The following is a 15319-nucleotide window of genomic DNA, read 5'->3' on the forward strand; positions in this document are numbered from 1 at the left end:
AGTTCATTATCGATATTGATCATATGCGGGATTTAATACATGAGAAATTTATGGAGTGCTCATCAAAAATTAGCTTTGCAAAGAGATGGATTGAAAAGTTTCTTAGTGAAAAACAGAAGTCCAAAATGTTGGGTGTTTGACTATAAATTAAAAAATAAATTTAAAAAAAGGATCAGAGCTGCACATAACGTGCAGCATCTCCAAGCTCTTCTTCAATTCTGAGTAACTGGTTGTATTTTGCAGTGCGCTCACTTCTTGCAGGTGCGCCTGTCTTGATAAGGTCTCCTCCAATAGCTACTGAAATATCAGCTATCATTGGGTCTTCTGTCTCTGCAGAGCGATGGCTTACAACAACGCTGTAACCATTCCTCTGTGCAAGATTTGCAGCATCGAATGATTCAGATATCGTGCCTATCTGGTTGACCTTGAGTAAAAGTGCATTTGCCGCTTCCATCTCAATACCCTTTGCCAGGCGGTTTACATTTGTAACGAACAGGTCATCTCCGACAATTATGGTGTCCCATGCCTCGCTCGTAAGAGTTGCAAAGTCCTCAAATGATTCCTCGTGGAATGGGTCCTCAATTGAAAGGATCGGATATGTTTCAATAAGATCAAGGTAGTAGTCCACAAGTTCAGCAGGCGCTATCTTTTTTCCGTCAATGAAATATTTCTCTCCATCAAAGAACTCGGATGCAGCGGAATCAAGCCCGATGCTGATCTCTGATTCGGTATATCCGGCTTCCTCAATTGCACTTACGAGTGCGTCCAGTGCATCAGCAGTTGTTGAGATCGGAGGTGCATATCCGCCTTCGTATCCTACATTTGTTGCAGAAGCGCCGTATTTGTCCTCAAGGACCTTGCCAAGAGCATGGTATGTCTCAGCTCCTATCCTCAATGCATTTGAGAAAGTGTCAGCACCTTTTGGCTGTATCATAAATTCCTGGATGGAAAGATCGTTCCCTGCATGCTTTCCGCCATTGATCACGTTCATTGTTGGGACGGGCAATGCAAAAGCGTTGGTACCACCAAGGTAACGATAAAGGGCAATTCCAAGTGAATCAGCTGCTGCTTTTGCAGTGGCCATGGAAATTCCCAGAATGGCGTTAGCCCCAAAGGTCATTTTGTTCTCAGTGCCGTCCAGTGCGATCATCAGCTCATCTATCTCACGCTGGTTACGTGCATCCATTCCCAAAAGCTCTTTTGCAAGGGTCGTATTAACGTTGTCTACAGCGTCCAAAACTCCTTTCCCGTTGTACCGGTCAGCGTCCTTATCCCTTAGTTCAAGGGCTTCATTAGAACCTGTGGAAGCTCCGGAAGGAACACTCGCTCTTCCAAATCCGCATCCAGTGTAAATATCTACTTCTACTGTAGGGTTTCCTCTGGAGTCAAGTATCTCTCTGGCATGCACTTTTTGAATTGTGTATTTTGCTTCTTCGCTGATAGAGTTCATGTCTTCACCATTTGGTTATTCTATGGTCAAATCGTACATTACAGTATATATTGTTACCGCATTTTGTGAGCATTTTGCACTGTTCTTTATATACCATATTTAAGCAGCGTTGGTCATGCACAGCATAAATATATAAACATCTAAGTACTATTATTCTTCATGGTGAGTGAGATGTCTAACTTTATAGATGAGAAGGGGTATGAGGTATCATCCCTATTACAAAGCATTAACGTTTCGAGAATAGAAGCACTTTCAATTGCCTGCCTCCTTAATGGATGTGAGCTAAGTTCCCAGGATATAGAAAATGTTACAGGCCTGAGGCAACCAGAGGTAAGTGTAGCTATGCGACCTCTGTGTGAACGTGGTTGGGTGGGGGAAAAGAACGAGAAGAGGACTAAATGCAGAGGAAGGCCTGCAAAATATTACTCGCTCAATATGGATTTCGCTGAGATCCTGACAGAATATGAATCTGATATTCTAAAAGAAAATGAGAAAAGGCTGGAAGTTGTAAAGAGCCTACGTAATTTAGTAGATTAAGTTACGTTTATTTTGATTCATTTTCGATTAGTTCTTTCCGAATGATATCGGAGCAAAGCCCTTAGTGGCATCGAATGCACGCATAGCTTCCATGCCATCGATCTCCATTATGAAGACCTCAAGGACCATGAATGCTGCACTTTCTCCGCGCAAGCAGCCGACATTGACATTGTCGCCACGTCCGGCAGCGGTATGGAGGTGTATCTTAGGCCTGCCTTCTTCTGTAAATATATTCCCAACACCTATCACTTCCTGTGGTTCAGTATGGTTGACCCACATGGGTTCAGGGGGAATCGCATTCTCTTTAGGTCCTACGACAAGGTTGACTTTGGCCACAGCGCCAAGCAGAGTGAATACCGCAGCCTTGATGTTCTCTTTCATTGCAATACCTTCGAGTTCCTGAAGCAGGTCTTCTCCAGTATCTATCCTAACAGTAAATACTCTACCAATATTTCCTTTTGAATATTCCATATTCTCACCTGAAAAAACGATTAAAATAAATTACGATCATCTACTATCCTTCCATCAACAATACGAATGATGCGATCGGTCTTAGCAGCCATGTCCTCATCATGTGTCACAAGTATGAAAGTCTGTCCATAATCCCGGTTTAGCTTTCTGAGAAGCTCATATATCTTATCGCTTGAATTGCTGTCAAGATTTCCTGTAGGTTCGTCCCCTATCACGATCTTCGGACGATTGGCAAGTGCTCTGGCAACAGCAACTCTCTGGTTCTGTCCTCCTGACAATTGGTTTGGCCTGTGATCGATCCTGTCCTCAAGTCCCACCTTTTTGAGGAGTTCTTTAGCTATCTCTCTGGCTTCTGCCTTATTTTTTCCAGATATAAGTAAAGGCATCATCACATTCTCTATAGCTGAAAAATCGGGTAATAAATGATGGTACTGGAAGATAAATCCAAGCATCTTGTTACGTGCACTGGAACGCTCTTTATCCGACATGGTCGTAACATCTTCGCCATCTATCAGGATAGTCCCGCTTGTTGGCGTATCAAGTATGCCTATCATATGCAGTAATGTACTTTTGCCTGATCCTGAAGGTCCTATTATGGAGATAAACTCTCCACGTTTGACTTTAAGGCTAAGCCCGTCAAGTGCTTTGACCCCTAATCCATCTGTGTAGGTCTTCGTAAGGTCTCTGATCTCGATTATATTGGATCTATCAGCCATTTTATACCTGCTTTTTGCTCGATTTTTCATCATTTATCTTGCTGGATCATTTATAATGAATGGTATGCACAAACCATCATCGGTTTTGTTGAAATTATAAAAAAGGGATAATATCCCGCTAAGGATATCATTTAAGGTCAATAGTTGGGTTCAAGCCCATCTATCTTTGAGAATGCTTTATCAATCTCTTTTTGTTCTTCAATTCTTGTTTTCTTTTCGCGTTCCTGATGAATCGCATCTACTGCAACTGAATATAGATTTTCCAGCTCTTCTGCTGCTTCAAGGGTAAGGACGACCAGCACCTGTGGAGCTTCACCTTTCCTGACGATAATACCTTTAAATACATGGCCAACGGATGAAGAAAGTTTTTCCACTTCCGATGATATCTCATCGATGCTCAGATATGATTTATCACCTTTGATGATGACCATGGCCCTGCTTCCTTCTTTGTAAACATCGGTCGAGAACAAAAGGCCGTTTGGTGATAATGCTTTCTGGATGGTGGTCTTGATGTTCATTCCTTTTTCAGCTTCATAGAAACCGATAGTAGCAAGGCCTGCTCCTCCGCTCATCACTGTTTTGAAGTCGCCGAGGTCGGTAACCATCATCATTTCACTGTCAAGCGCATCAAGCAAGAAAAGTATGCGTCTTGCGATCATGTCATTGATGGTATTATATGCAGATTGTACATTTCCTCCGATCTGCTTAAGGAACTGGTTATCAGCAAGTATGATCCCATCGACACCACTGTCACGTATCTCTTTCAGGCAGAATGCTGCATTCTGGAGGTAGAGCGTTCCCTCCTCTCTGAAAGGAAGAACAACGACAGCATATACCGGGAAATCATGTTTTTCCTTAATTTCCTTGATAAGGGGTGGTGTGAAAGATGATCCTGTCCCGCCGGATGCAGAAGTTATCACAAATCCTACATCGAAATTACCTCTTTCCTCTATATTGCGCATTATATGGGATTTATTATCTTCAAATACGCTCTTACCAAGAGTACGGTTGGCACCAACACCATGCAAGTGAGGAATATGTATCCTGTCCTTGGCTTTGGTAAAACTCAATTCCTTCAGGTCGTTTATCGCAGTATTGATGGCGATAGTTTCGACCTTGCTTTTGTATTTTTGTTGTGAATAGAATTTCGCAAATTTGCTTTTACCACCAAAAGCCTCTTTGTTTATCGCATCAAGGATACGGTTACCACATTGACCATTTCCTACGATCAGTATATTGAGCAAATAATTCCTCCATATTTAATGAAATTGAATATCTTTATGAAATCGTAACTGATTAGAACCTGTACTGTCTGGACCGATGGAATATCCATCCTGCGATAGCGACAATGATCAGCAACGGGATCGCAATAACATACCATGGCTGTTCGATAACTGAATCGAGGTCCCCTCTGGCTACATCGATCGTACTTGTGGTGAATTCGCCCGTCACTTCCTGGCGATCAGGGCTCACTCCATCTTCATACTGATATGAATAATCGGTTGTAATGGTATAAGTACCCAATTCTGTTGGTTTTATCACGAATTTTATCTCTTTTTCCTGATTCAGTCCAAATGTCTCCAGATAAGCCTTTGGCATGCCATTTATAATTTCAATGTTGGAGTTGCTGCCTTTGTATTCAACCTCTTCAGGAAGGTGGATGTTTAGTACGACCCCATTTGCAGAAGAATCTCCCTGGTTCTTGATGTTAATGACCACTTCCACTTCATCGTTCCTTTTTACACTACTACTTTCAATAGATGTGGAAAACTCAAGCTCAGCAACTTTTCTTGCATTTTTACCTGTATCAGTTACAGTTATCACTGGTATGTTAGATACCGCTTCGGGGAAATCCATGTCTGCTTCATTGGAATATGAGGCTCTGGTAGGCTGGAATTCAAATGTTCCAGCTTCATTTGCCTGAAGCTTGTAAAGAAAAATAGTCCTTGTCTCGTATTTGTCGATGGTCATCTGACCTGTCTCTTCAAGAAGGATCTCCTGAAGGATAAATCCTGTCGGCTTTGGATCAGAGAACCTTACCTCTGTAGCCTTCCCATCACCTTTGTTTCTGGCAGTCACTTTGATCGTGACGACCTCTCCCTGATCAACAGTATAACTGCTAACCTCTTTTGTGATCTCCAGTGAAGGGGTTCCGGGGTATGTTGCCTTTTCATGACCTCCCTTTACTTCCTGTTTCAGGTATACGTCATCATCATCATGTGTAATGGTGATCGAAACAGTTGCCTGGGGCAATATCCCTTCACTGACGGATAACAATGTGACCTCAATGGTCTCACCTTCTGCGGTAAAGGTAATAGTCTGGTCACTACTGATCATCTTATTTTCGATTTCATTTCCTTCATCATATACTATGAATACGCAAGAATCAGCACTCACAAAAACTTCGGCCACATCGATAACGATGGTATTGATCTGATATCCATCTCCTTCCTGAATACTCTCATTGAATCTATCTTTAGCACAGGCATTGCCTGTAAAAACTAAAGATACCAGCGCCAATGTAAGCATTAACAAACAAATATTTTTAAACTGAACCATAATTCCCTCAACACAGAAATGATCGCGTTATAGTATATACTCTTCCAGTATCAATACAATAAGAATCCAATAAATAGTTTATGACATCGATTTTGACATTTTACACGAATTCAAGGCTGATATCTATCCATTGCGACTTATGTACCAGTGAACCTACAGAAATGACATCCACTCCGGTCTTAGCATATTCAGAAATCTTTGAGAGGTCGATCCCGCCTGAAACTTCCAGAATAGCATTATTTCTCAGATCCTCACTTTTTAATGCTTCCACTGCCTGAATTACCTGTCCCGGTGACATGTTGTCGAGCATTATGATATCAACTCCCATTTTTGCAGCGAGAATTGCGTTCTCGATGGATTCAACTTCAACATCTATCTTTTGCGTAAAGCCTGCAAGTTCCTTTGCTGAAGTTATGGCATTTTCAAGTCCCATCATGTTGACATGGTTATCTTTTACCATGATGGTGTCAGAAAGGTCGAATCTGTGAGGATCGCCTCTTCCGGCAATTATGGCAAGTTTTTCGAACTTTCGTATCCCGGGAGTCGTCTTTCTTGTACCCGCCACTTTCACATCTGAGTATTGTCTGACCGTTTCGACATATTCCCGGGTATTGGTTGCGATGCCACTCAAATGCCCGAGGAAATTGAGAACTATCCTTTCTGCACGAAGTACCGATACCGCATTACCGTAGATCTCAAAAATAGTTTCTCCTGATACTAATTTATCTCCATCTTTATGTTTTGCGGATGAATCAAGTCCAAAGTACTCGAATATCCGTTGTGCGATCGGAATGCCTGCAACGACACAATCCTGTTTGACAAAAACGATCGCTTTGATATCTTTTTCAGGAACAAGGGTACAGGAAATGTCATTTGCTCCAAGGTCTTCCTCAATGAATCTTTCAATTTCGCTGGTCAGTATCATATTACCATGTATATCAATGCTTCAAGAGGTTTATATGCTTTTAGCGTGTTTGGAAGCTACGTTGTCGAGAGAATCTCTCGAACGATGTTCAGGATAATTAAGATATATTATTATTAATATTTCAATATCATAAAATAAAGTTGCAGGAGTCCAGGATGCTAAAGATTGGAGTGTTCGGATGTGGTGCGATCGGTACTGAGCTTTGTAAAGCTATCGATTCAGGCCACATCGGTGTCGAACTGTATGCTGTATATGACAGGCATGAACAGTCAATAATCAATTTGAAAGAACAGCTCAAAAACACTGACCCAAAAGTGCTTGAGATAGTGGAAATGGTAAAGCACGTTGACCTGGTAGTGGAATGCGCATCCCAACAGGCAGTGTATGAGGTAGTTCCGACCACCCTTCACGCAAAATGTGACGTAATGGTCATCAGTGTCGGTGCTTTTGCAGACAAAAAACTTCTCGATACAACATTCGATATTGCAAAGGAACATGGTTGTAAGGTCTATTTCCCATCCGGTGCCATCGTTGGGCTGGATGGGTTAACATCCGCATCTGCAGCTTCTATATACTCAGTTACACTGACGACCCAGAAGCACCCGAGAAGCCTTGAAGGTGCTCCGTACATCGTCCAGAACAACATCGATCTTGACAGCATCAAAGGAAAGACCGTACTTTTCGAAGGCATGGCATCAGAAGCTGTAAAGGCTTTTCCTGCAAATGTCAATGTTGCAGCATCTTTGAGCATTGCAGGTATTGGTTTTGACAAGACAAAGGTCAAGATCATCGCAAACCCTGCAATAACAAGGAACATCCACGAGATAACCGTTGAAGGCGAGTTCGGGATGTTCACAACAAGGGTGGAGAACGTACCGGCACCGAGTAACCCCAAGACAAGTTATCTGGCAGCTTTATCTGCAATTTCCACATTGAAAAAGATTGCCAATCCACTTCAGGTGGGGACATGATCGCATACCAAAAAATGTTTATCACATGCCCGGATATTGTATGCCGGTCCGTTGAAATCGTGTATAAATAATAAAAAACGGAAAAACAAGTGGTCGTATGCAGGACAGGCAATCTATCATCAACAAGATTAATTCATTGAAAAAAGAACGTAATGCTGTTATTTTGGCCCATTGCTATGCGCGGGATGAAGTACAGGATATCGCAGACTTCGTAGGCGATTCACTGGGACTGAGTCAGGAAGCGGTAGACCAAGATGCGGAAGTTATCGTCTTTTGTGGCGTGAGCTTCATGGCAGAGAGTGCATACATTCTCTCTCCTGAAAAAACGGTTCTTATGCCTGATGCAGATGCCGATTGCCCTATGGCTGCAATGGTCGATGTCGCATCATTGCGTAAATTAAAGGCAGAACATCAGGGTGCCATGGTCGTCTGTTATGTAAATACAAGAGCCGACATCAAGGCAGAATGTGATATCTGCTGCACCTCGGCAAATGCAGTGGAAGTTGTAAATTCGCTCGATTCAGGCAAAGTTATTTTCGTTCCTGATAAGAACCTTGCAGCATATGTTGCAAAACACACCGATAAGACCATCATTCCATGGAATGGCTATTGTCCTACACATAATCAGATACTTGCAGAAGATGTGGATCTTGCAGTGAACGAGCATCCAGGGGCAGAGATAATGGCCCACCCGGAATGCCGCTCAGAGGTTCTGGAAAAAGCAGACCATGTGTTCAGTACCACTGGGATGATAGGTCATGTGAAAAGCTCCGATAACAATGAATTCATAATTTCCACGGAGCAGGGTATATTGCACCAGCTTGAGACTGAGAATCCCAATAAGAAATTCTATCCCGTCTCAAAATTCACATTCTGTCCGGACATGAAAATGATAGATCTAAGTTCTGTCCTTCGCTGTCTTGAGAACATGGAGACCGTTGTGACCGTGCCAAAAGATATTCAGGTACGTGCAAAGCGCGCCCTTGACCGTATGCTGGAAGTAAAACGCAACCGATAATTATTACAGGAGAACGAATGAAAGCCTATCTTGAACTTATGCGTGCCGGAAATTGTGCAATGGCTGCCTTTGCAGGCCTCATTGGTGTTCTGATAGCTTATAATATTCTCTCCTCTGCTTCCCCTTACGTATCGCTATCATTGTTCGATACTTCACTGATCTTTGCCGTAGTCTTCCTCGTTACAGGAGCTGGCAACGGTTTGAACGACTATTTCGACATCGAAATCGATAAAGTGAACAAACCCTCAAGGCCGATACCTTCCGGTAAGATCTCCTTGAAAAGCGCCCTTTATTTTTCGCTTCTTCTTTTTATAACAGGAATAGCACTGGCATTTCTGGTGAATCCCCTTTGTGGCATCATAGCTCTATTCAATTCGATAGTACTGATATTGTACGCACAAAGCCTGAAACGCACTCCTTTCTTTGGCAATGCCTCGGTCGGTTATCTCACCGGCTCGACCTTCCTTTTTGGCGGTGCGGTCTTCGGCATGTCAGGACTTCAGGCACTGTTAGTTCTTTTTTTTCTGGCGACCCTTGCGACCATTGCCCGTGAGATCGTAAAAGATGTTGAGGATATTGAGGGTGATAAAAAGGATGGTGCAAGGACACTCCCTATCCTGGTCGGAGCCAAAAAAGCATCATATGTCGCAGCAGCATTCGGCTTTACAGCCATGCTTGCAAGTCCGGTACCTTACATGCAATCCATATTAAATGAAAAATATCTTTTCGTCGTGGGCATTGCAGACATCTTCTTCCTTGTCGCAGTTTACCAGATACTCGGGAAAAAGGATGCTGCACGCTCATCAAAAATGTTTAAATTCGCAATGCTCTTTGCACTCATTTCTTTCATCGTGGGTGCCTGAAAGATTTACTTCTGATGAGTTCCGTCCGAAGGCGTATGTCTCAGATATTCCTTCAACATCATCGGGAACGTATTAGCAGGCACGAACCTGACCCCGAGCTGTTCCGCCCATTTCTGAATGCCGTAGTCACTTGCAACAACCGCTGCGTCCAGTTCCTTTGCAAGAAGCAGTACATCTATGTCCGGGGCACTGTCAAGGATCCCATAACGAAGTGCTGAACGGTACTTGTTCCTGAATTTACCTACAATGGGTCCAATAACCTCACGATCGGTATCATCCTCTACCTTGTGCGTATCCTCGATCTCCGAATCAAGGGACAGGCATTGCATCGAAGCTTCCCGGATAGCTTCCTCGGCCACGGTCATACCCTTGTTGATACGTTCTCGCATATAGGATACGTATTCATGGAAAATATGTGATGGTATCTTCACCTCATGCCGGTCGGGCGTCTTTTTGACAAGCCATGTATCTATCATCGCAATGATCTCATCATCGCAGCCATTATTTTTTGCAAACTCATGGAGCTCTTTGTAGACAGATGGGAATGGAACATAACAACTGATCTGTAAATGAAGCCTTGATTCAGCGATAAGCTCAAGTATTGCCCTCATTCCCTGGCAAAGGTCCTCTATCTCCAGCATCTCCCGTGTCTGAAGATCGGTCAAAGCGGTCGTATCTAAAACAAATCTTTGTTTCAACGTAACTTACTCCCCCTATTAATTACTATTAGGCCAACGACTTATGCCTTTTCCCTTAGGTCCTTTTCATCTGCATCCGAAATCGAGAACATTCGTGCCATCTCGTCATATATCTTCATTCCATCCGGGGGTGCTCCGTTCCAAGCTTATCGGAAAGTTCAGGATGTCGTAGTGACAGTTCGATGACCTCGCGCATCAATCCGAGTTCTCGCTTCAGTCCGCCAATACCCTTTCCCGCATCACGGTAGTTTGCTTCTGCAACACGTACTGTGATATCTTCGGACATCCTGATCACCTTGCTCAATTAAAAAGTAGTATTGATCTAAGTAGTGGCGCTAAGATCCACTAGAGTAAAATTCACAGTACTAGTATAAAAAAGAAATGTTTTAAAAAAGTGTTTTTGGAAATAAAAAAAAGAGACCTTTTCAGATCTCACTTCTCAATTTCTCAACAAGTTCCTGTTTAATTGAAGTGCTGCGGTCTCCACCACAGACTATTCCGCGCACGCCAACGATGGTTGGCTGGATACGCTTCAATGCCGGAATATCATCGAACTTTATGGTTCCTGCAATAGCGGTCTCAAGTCCGCGGGAGTGTGCATCGTTGACGAATTCGATAAGGTCTTCCTCGGTCATGAACTCAAATGTAGATCGTCCGTCCTTGAGGCCAGTATCGACCATAACAAGGTCAACGCCTGCTTTCTCACCAATTTCAGGGAGAAGTTTCGGGTTGATGGAGTTAATGCGCTCGTGATCGGAATATCCGCAAGCTACAACAGTGACGTCCATGTCCTTTACGGATTCAACGATACCGGTAAGCATTTCGTATGCCTGTTCTTCGGTGTTGATGTCATAAAGTCCTATCTTCACATAATCTGCACCGGCAGCAGCAGCTCCGTATGCTGCAAGGGCTGCGGTACCTGGCTTATAGTTGAAGTCCCCAAGTGCGGCACTAATCGGCCTTTTACCTTCAACAGCGTCCTTTACTCCCTTGATGACCCATGGATAGTTAGCACCAAGTGAACCTTCCTTTGGATTCTTTACATCGATTATATCTGCTCCTCCGTTGAGTGCAGCTACTGCTTCTTCAGTGTTGATCGGACTTACGAGTAATTTCATGTATTAGCCTCTTTTTTATAAGATGAGATGAATTATCAATTTAATATGTTTCGAACCGTCTTTGTATTTGATGTATATAACCGTAATGCTGTCCATGCGCAGGGAGGGGACCGGCAAAAATATCGTCCGGTACACGAAATCAGTAATGTCTGCACAACATCGGACCCGGTTGGTATTGTTCGGGAACTGCGTCCTGCCGAGGTCTATATCGCAGACCTTAACAGACTTCAGGGGCAGGGTGAGCCAAACATAAATTTTGATGTGATAAGGGGAGTTTCAGAGCTTTCCAAAACGATGCTGGATCCTGGGATCAGCTCCTTTGAAGATGTTGCCGGGTTTTTAGGGCTTGCAGAGCATCTTGTACTGGGCACAGAGACCGCATCTTTGGATTCCATTACTAAGATAGCTGCTGCATACCCTTCACAGATCAATGTGAGCATTGATAAAAAGAACGGCAACATCCTCTCGTCTGACCCTTTGATGCCGAAAGATCCCCTTGAGATAGTAAAGGTACTGAACGGTCTGGAGATAAATGACATAATATTCCTTGACATGGATATGGTGGGAACCTCAGCAGGGTTCGATGCACAATTTTTAAGTCTTATAGCAGATGTTTCTGACCACAATGTTCTCCTTGGCGGAGGCGTAAGGGACGTGGAAGATATTAGGCAACTGGAAGCTATTGGTATCAAAGGTGCATTGGTTGCAACCGGATTGCATAATGGTTCCATTCCTATTGAGATGGTCAGGTAATGAATAGATGTTCAATTTACATTGAATATGGGTGATCAATATGGTAGAAGAAAATAAAGTTGTAAGTGAAACTGAAGAAAATAAAGAAGTCCGTGACAGCGAAGAGTATATGGAAATAAAAATGGGTGGCGGATGGTACCTTACAATATCTCTTGCAACAAGTGAAAAGTATGAAAATGAGTATGTAGAGGTCGCAAAAGAAAGAAGCGGTCAGAAAAGGAGCCGCTTTAACTTGAATCCAAAACACGTCCGTGAGTTCGGTGAACTTCTCGTAAAGTTCGCAGACTCTAACAATCTTTAACTTTCAATGATCGATGTGATTGCTTGCAACACATCTTTCTCTATTTCTTTTAATTCCCTGTCCGTATCGATAACAACGAATCTTTCTGGTTCCTTTTCTGCAAGCTTCAGGTAGTTCTCTCTGACCCCTTTGAGGAGGTCTATCTTCTCGAACTTTGTCTGTTCCCCTCTTTTGCCGCATCGCTGTACCGCAACAGCCGGGTCGATGTCAAAAAGCAACGTGAGATCAGGGATAATGGTCCAACCTCTGTGGATCATCTGTATCCACTCCATGGGCTCTTCCATTCTCTCTTTCAGTGTAACGCCCTGATAGGCGTAACGACTGTCCGAATACCTGTCCGAAATAACTATCTTCCCTTCCTCGATTGCAGGTCTTATCAGGGTTTCAATGTGGTCTGCATGGTCTGCAGTGAAAAGCATAAGCTCGGCAAGTTCATCGGTGTTAGATTGGATGGCCTTGTAAACAGCATCCCCTATCCAGCTTGTGGTGGGCTCTCTTGTGAACACCGCATTAGCAAAGCTCGGATGGGAGTTCAGAAAGCTTGTAATGGTAGATTTTCCTGACCCATCTATTCCTTCCAGTGTTATGAGCTTTCCTTTCATGGGGATTACATGTATCCTTACAATTTTAAATTTATGTCCTCGAGGTGCTTTCACTTCCACACTGCGGGCATTTTATGGGGAAAAAATTAGGATCTGCCTGAAAGACGAAGTCGCACACATTACATCTGAAATATACCTTTGACTGGTCAATATCATCCATTTGATCACCTGAATATTTAAACAGTTAAATGATTGTAAAGCAAACAATATTAATATACCGCTATTCAATAACATTGTTCAAGGTATTGAACATGACAAAACTGGGAGTTATAGTACGTGGTAAATACGGTCGAAGGCTTATTGAGACCGTTAGGTCCAGGTCGGATCTGGAAGTGATCGTCGCAGAGGTCCCTGAACATCTACCGGACCTGATCGATGAGCCTGAAGAGTTCTTTTCAGAACTTGATTTTAACGAGAAAGTTTTCGATGCTGATATAATCATCACTTACTCGCTGCACCCTGACATCACTCCACAGATCGCCAAAATGGCCGGGGAGGCCGGAGTGGGTGCTTTGATAGTTCCCGGAGGCACTGCAAAGGCACCAATTCAGGAACTGGAAGACATCTCTTCAAAGTATGGTATCTTCATTGAGGTCGATGACATTTGCTGCAACATTGCATCCGATCCCAGTACAGACGCCTTTACTTCCTTTTTTGGGAACCCCGTTCTCGATGTCGAGGTAAACGACGGTAAGATCTCGAAAGTGGATATCATCCGGGGAGCACCCTGCGGTAGTACCTGGCGTATGGCAGATGCTCTTGTAGGTATGCCTGTTGAAGAAGCCGGCGCAAAGGCGGGTCTATTGATCTCACAATACCCCTGTCGTGCGGTTCGTGGGAATATGGGTGGAATACACGAATCATCCGAGCTGCATAAAAAAGCAATAGATGCTTCAATTAAAAAAACGATCAATAGTGATCTGTAATCCGAGTTTGCCAGTCAAAATAAATGTAAGTGTTCTTAGTTTGTTTGTATCGACCAAAATGCAAACCAAACTATGAACATATGTGATGCAGTGCATAACTGAAAAGAAACTCAATAAGAGTAATGATAAGATTATTACTGATTTTCATAATTATTATCCAGAGAAATGAATCTGTGAAATTAAGATCCTTAAACCCCATAGTGTGAACTATCTTTACTTCTCAGAAAATGTACAAAAGGAACAACTTGAATCAAAGGGAAGAAAGGTTCTAAGACAAATTCATGCGGCTAAAGAGTTACGGGAGATTATTGACAGAAAAAGAAGCTTCCAAAACATTTCAGGATCAATAAGAATCTTGGGTTGGGGATATGGAAAAGAGTTAAACCTACTTTTATGTTCTTCTGTCAAATATTGTGGTCCATTTGATAAGAATAAGCATAAAACGATGCGACTTTAACTCTGTATATAAAAAATAAAACGATGGAGTATGAAAAATAGAGCTCCATCTTCTATCGATCTTAAATTGTAACGTTGGCTTCTACATTAAGAGTGGTATCTGTTTTTTCACTCCACCAAGCCTCAGCAACGACTGTCGACTTTGACCAACCTTTTATTTTGATACTCGTGCTAATGTCTATATTTGGAGTTATGCCAGATCTATCAAATTCCACCTTATTATTTACTGAAACACGGATTCGCCAGCTACCATTCGAAGGAGCGGTGATTTTGGCATGTACTTTGGCGGTTATGGTCCAAGGGCAAGGATTATTAAATGTTCCAATAGTTTTCTTACCAAATCCATTTGCAATGGGTAATTGGAGAGCTACATTCTTAGTGACACCAACTGGCTCTTCTCCCATCTGAGATATTTTTGACAGAGTATCTTCACTTAGATCCAATTTGGCCATTAGTTCTTTTTTCAACTCATCTTCTCTTACTGAAGCTTGCATTTCTATGTCCATTTTATATCTACATCCTTTATTATCACTAGTTTTTTGGCGATACACGCATAATATTTGCTATGTTATCTGCGGTACAGTTGTTTTATAAATATATATGCCTATGTATTATACAACTTTTCATATAATTATCTACTTAGCTCATAATTACTCAATTTCAATATAATAGTCTCTTTATTATAAAATAGCCAAATGAAGAGCTTAGCTCATATGTGAAGTATCCGTCCTTGTTTGTGGATATTCGAGCTTTATCTCATTGTCATGGTTTTAAATTTGACAAAGCCGGGTAATAAAATAAAAGGCATTGTTAACTAAACATAGCTAACTCTTTATTTCTGTACTTCATCAAAAGAAGAACAGAGTACTTCAGCATTTCAAGACTCTTAGTATAACACTTTGACTTTCTTCTCAATCTTGCCAGAAAGTGCCTAATTATGCTGTTATATCCTTCA

The 15319-nt window shown here is 42.4% G+C and carries 18 protein-coding genes and 1 pseudogene; 7 read left to right on the forward strand and 12 right to left on the reverse strand.

All coding sequences use genetic code 11. The annotated features are described in order from the left end of the window. Positions 1–172: 172 nt before the first annotated feature. A complete protein-coding gene (gene eno, locus KDK67_RS11830; RefSeq protein WP_250868999.1) occupies positions 173–1450 on the reverse strand; it encodes a phosphopyruvate hydratase in 1278 nt (425 codons plus the stop codon). 159 nt (positions 1451–1609) lie between these two features. Between eno and KDK67_RS11835 the strand changes: the two genes are divergently transcribed. Next, positions 1610–1987, forward strand: coding sequence for an MreA family transcriptional regulator (locus KDK67_RS11835; protein ID WP_250869000.1), 378 nt, complete (start codon positions 1610–1612; stop codon positions 1985–1987). 27 nt (positions 1988–2014) lie between these two features. Here the strand turns inward: KDK67_RS11835 and KDK67_RS11840 are convergent, their stop codons facing one another. The 5 genes from KDK67_RS11840 to nadC form a co-directional block, all read right to left on the reverse strand. Next, entirely contained in the window at positions 2015–2458 is a 444-nt protein-coding gene (locus KDK67_RS11840; RefSeq protein WP_250869001.1) for a PPC domain-containing DNA-binding protein, read from the reverse strand. Between the two features lie 20 nt (positions 2459–2478). Next, the gene (locus KDK67_RS11845) at positions 2479–3174 is read right to left on the reverse strand and encodes an ABC transporter ATP-binding protein (RefSeq protein ID WP_250869002.1); all 696 of its coding nucleotides are present in this window, start codon (positions 3172–3174) and stop codon (positions 2479–2481) included. Between the two features lie 137 nt (positions 3175–3311). After that, positions 3312–4418: an FtsZ/tubulin family protein gene (locus tag KDK67_RS11850; protein ID WP_250869003.1), complete on the reverse strand. Its 1107-nt coding sequence runs from the start codon at positions 4416–4418 to the stop codon at positions 3312–3314. A gap of 52 nt (positions 4419–4470) precedes the next feature. Next, positions 4471–5703: a DUF11 domain-containing protein gene (locus tag KDK67_RS11855; protein ID WP_250869004.1), complete on the reverse strand. Its 1233-nt coding sequence runs from the start codon at positions 5701–5703 to the stop codon at positions 4471–4473. A 130-nt stretch (positions 5704–5833) separates the two neighbouring features. Further along, positions 5834–6658 carry a carboxylating nicotinate-nucleotide diphosphorylase gene (gene nadC / locus KDK67_RS11860; protein ID WP_250869005.1) on the reverse strand — a complete coding sequence of 275 codons (825 nt, stop codon included), beginning with the start codon at positions 6656–6658 and terminating at the stop codon, positions 5834–5836. Between the two features lie 155 nt (positions 6659–6813). On the opposite strand from nadC, the gene KDK67_RS11865 reads away from it, so the two are divergent. From KDK67_RS11865 to KDK67_RS11875, 3 genes are all read left to right on the forward strand, one after another. After that, positions 6814–7629, forward strand: a complete 816-nt coding sequence (locus KDK67_RS11865; RefSeq protein ID WP_250869006.1) for an aspartate dehydrogenase — start codon at positions 6814–6816, stop codon at positions 7627–7629. A gap of 97 nt (positions 7630–7726) precedes the next feature. Next, on the forward strand, positions 7727–8647 hold the full coding sequence (gene nadA, locus KDK67_RS11870) for a quinolinate synthase NadA (RefSeq protein ID WP_250869007.1): 921 nt from the start codon (positions 7727–7729) through the stop codon (positions 8645–8647). A gap of 17 nt (positions 8648–8664) precedes the next feature. Continuing rightward, positions 8665–9510 (forward strand): geranylgeranylglycerol-phosphate geranylgeranyltransferase, encoded by an 846-nt coding sequence (locus KDK67_RS11875; protein WP_250869008.1) that lies wholly within the window; start codon positions 8665–8667, stop codon positions 9508–9510. Positions 9511–9515: 5 nt separating this feature from the next. Here KDK67_RS11875 and KDK67_RS11880 read toward each other — a convergent pair whose 3' ends face one another. The 3 genes from KDK67_RS11880 to KDK67_RS11890 form a co-directional block, all read right to left on the reverse strand. Continuing rightward, the gene (locus KDK67_RS11880) at positions 9516–10151 is read right to left on the reverse strand and encodes an RNA ligase partner protein (protein ID WP_250869016.1); all 636 of its coding nucleotides are present in this window, start codon (positions 10149–10151) and stop codon (positions 9516–9518) included. A gap of 172 nt (positions 10152–10323) precedes the next feature. After that, positions 10324–10494, reverse strand: a complete 171-nt coding sequence (locus KDK67_RS11885; RefSeq protein WP_250869009.1) for a hypothetical protein — start codon at positions 10492–10494, stop codon at positions 10324–10326. 139 nt (positions 10495–10633) lie between these two features. Next, on the reverse strand, positions 10634–11326 hold the full coding sequence (locus tag KDK67_RS11890; RefSeq protein WP_250869010.1) for a (5-formylfuran-3-yl)methyl phosphate synthase: 693 nt from the start codon (positions 11324–11326) through the stop codon (positions 10634–10636). A 45-nt stretch (positions 11327–11371) separates the two neighbouring features. On the opposite strand from KDK67_RS11890, the gene KDK67_RS11895 reads away from it, so the two are divergent. Further along, on the forward strand, positions 11372–12079 hold the full coding sequence (locus KDK67_RS11895) for a HisA/HisF-related TIM barrel protein (protein ID WP_250869011.1): 708 nt from the start codon (positions 11372–11374) through the stop codon (positions 12077–12079). A gap of 109 nt (positions 12080–12188) precedes the next feature. Continuing rightward, a complete protein-coding gene (locus tag KDK67_RS11900; protein WP_420846948.1) occupies positions 12189–12380 on the forward strand; it encodes a hypothetical protein in 192 nt (63 codons plus the stop codon). Here KDK67_RS11900 and tmk read toward each other — a convergent pair. Then, positions 12377–12982: a dTMP kinase gene (gene tmk / locus KDK67_RS11905; RefSeq protein ID WP_250869013.1), complete on the reverse strand. Its 606-nt coding sequence runs from the start codon at positions 12980–12982 to the stop codon at positions 12377–12379. The two genes, KDK67_RS11900 and tmk, sit on opposite strands and share 4 nt — an antisense overlap. Before the next feature lie 251 nt (positions 12983–13233). On the opposite strand from tmk, the gene KDK67_RS11910 reads away from it, so the two are divergent. Next, positions 13234–13908, forward strand: a complete 675-nt coding sequence (locus KDK67_RS11910; protein ID WP_250869014.1) for a DUF166 domain-containing protein — start codon at positions 13234–13236, stop codon at positions 13906–13908. Between the two features lie 518 nt (positions 13909–14426). Here the strand turns inward: KDK67_RS11910 and KDK67_RS11915 are convergent. Further along, positions 14427–14870 (reverse strand): hypothetical protein, encoded by a 444-nt coding sequence (locus KDK67_RS11915; protein WP_250869015.1) that lies wholly within the window; start codon positions 14868–14870, stop codon positions 14427–14429. Positions 14871–15174: 304 nt separating this feature from the next. Then, a pseudogene (locus KDK67_RS11920) lies at positions 15175–15319 on the reverse strand (IS1 family transposase); the annotation flags it as partial.

This window comes from Methanococcoides seepicolus (assembly GCF_023684405.1).
Lineage (GTDB): Archaea > Halobacteriota > Methanosarcinia > Methanosarcinales > Methanosarcinaceae > Methanococcoides > Methanococcoides seepicolus.

What these genes read in the sequence shown, in the direction of transcription:
- eno (WP_250868999.1), bottom strand. Translation starts at nt 1,450, where the DNA reads ATGAACTCTATCAGCGAAGAAGCAAAATACACAATTCAAAAAGTGCAT.
- KDK67_RS11835 (WP_250869000.1), top strand. Translation starts at nt 1,610, where the DNA reads ATGGTGAGTGAGATGTCTAACTTTATAGATGAGAAGGGGTATGAGGTA.
- KDK67_RS11840 (WP_250869001.1), bottom strand. Translation starts at nt 2,458, where the DNA reads ATGGAATATTCAAAAGGAAATATTGGTAGAGTATTTACTGTTAGGATA.
- KDK67_RS11845 (WP_250869002.1), bottom strand. Translation starts at nt 3,174, where the DNA reads ATGGCTGATAGATCCAATATAATCGAGATCAGAGACCTTACGAAGACC.
- KDK67_RS11855 (WP_250869004.1), bottom strand. Translation starts at nt 5,703, where the DNA reads ATGCTTACATTGGCGCTGGTATCTTTAGTTTTTACAGGCAATGCCTGT.
- nadC (WP_250869005.1), bottom strand. Translation starts at nt 6,658, where the DNA reads ATGATACTGACCAGCGAAATTGAAAGATTCATTGAGGAAGACCTTGGA.
- KDK67_RS11865 (WP_250869006.1), top strand. Translation starts at nt 6,814, where the DNA reads ATGCTAAAGATTGGAGTGTTCGGATGTGGTGCGATCGGTACTGAGCTT.
- nadA (WP_250869007.1), top strand. Translation starts at nt 7,727, where the DNA reads ATGCAGGACAGGCAATCTATCATCAACAAGATTAATTCATTGAAAAAA.
- KDK67_RS11875 (WP_250869008.1), top strand. Translation starts at nt 8,665, where the DNA reads ATGAAAGCCTATCTTGAACTTATGCGTGCCGGAAATTGTGCAATGGCT.
- KDK67_RS11880 (WP_250869016.1), bottom strand. Translation starts at nt 10,151, where the DNA reads ATGCTGGAGATAGAGGACCTTTGCCAGGGAATGAGGGCAATACTTGAG.
- KDK67_RS11885 (WP_250869009.1), bottom strand. Translation starts at nt 10,494, where the DNA reads ATGTCCGAAGATATCACAGTACGTGTTGCAGAAGCAAACTACCGTGAT.
- KDK67_RS11890 (WP_250869010.1), bottom strand. Translation starts at nt 11,326, where the DNA reads ATGAAATTACTCGTAAGTCCGATCAACACTGAAGAAGCAGTAGCTGCA.
- KDK67_RS11895 (WP_250869011.1), top strand. Translation starts at nt 11,372, where the DNA reads ATGTTTCGAACCGTCTTTGTATTTGATGTATATAACCGTAATGCTGTC.
- KDK67_RS11900 (WP_420846948.1), top strand. Translation starts at nt 12,189, where the DNA reads ATGGAAATAAAAATGGGTGGCGGATGGTACCTTACAATATCTCTTGCA.
- tmk (WP_250869013.1), bottom strand. Translation starts at nt 12,982, where the DNA reads ATGAAAGGAAAGCTCATAACACTGGAAGGAATAGATGGGTCAGGAAAA.
- KDK67_RS11910 (WP_250869014.1), top strand. Translation starts at nt 13,234, where the DNA reads ATGACAAAACTGGGAGTTATAGTACGTGGTAAATACGGTCGAAGGCTT.
- KDK67_RS11915 (WP_250869015.1), bottom strand. Translation starts at nt 14,870, where the DNA reads ATGGACATAGAAATGCAAGCTTCAGTAAGAGAAGATGAGTTGAAAAAA.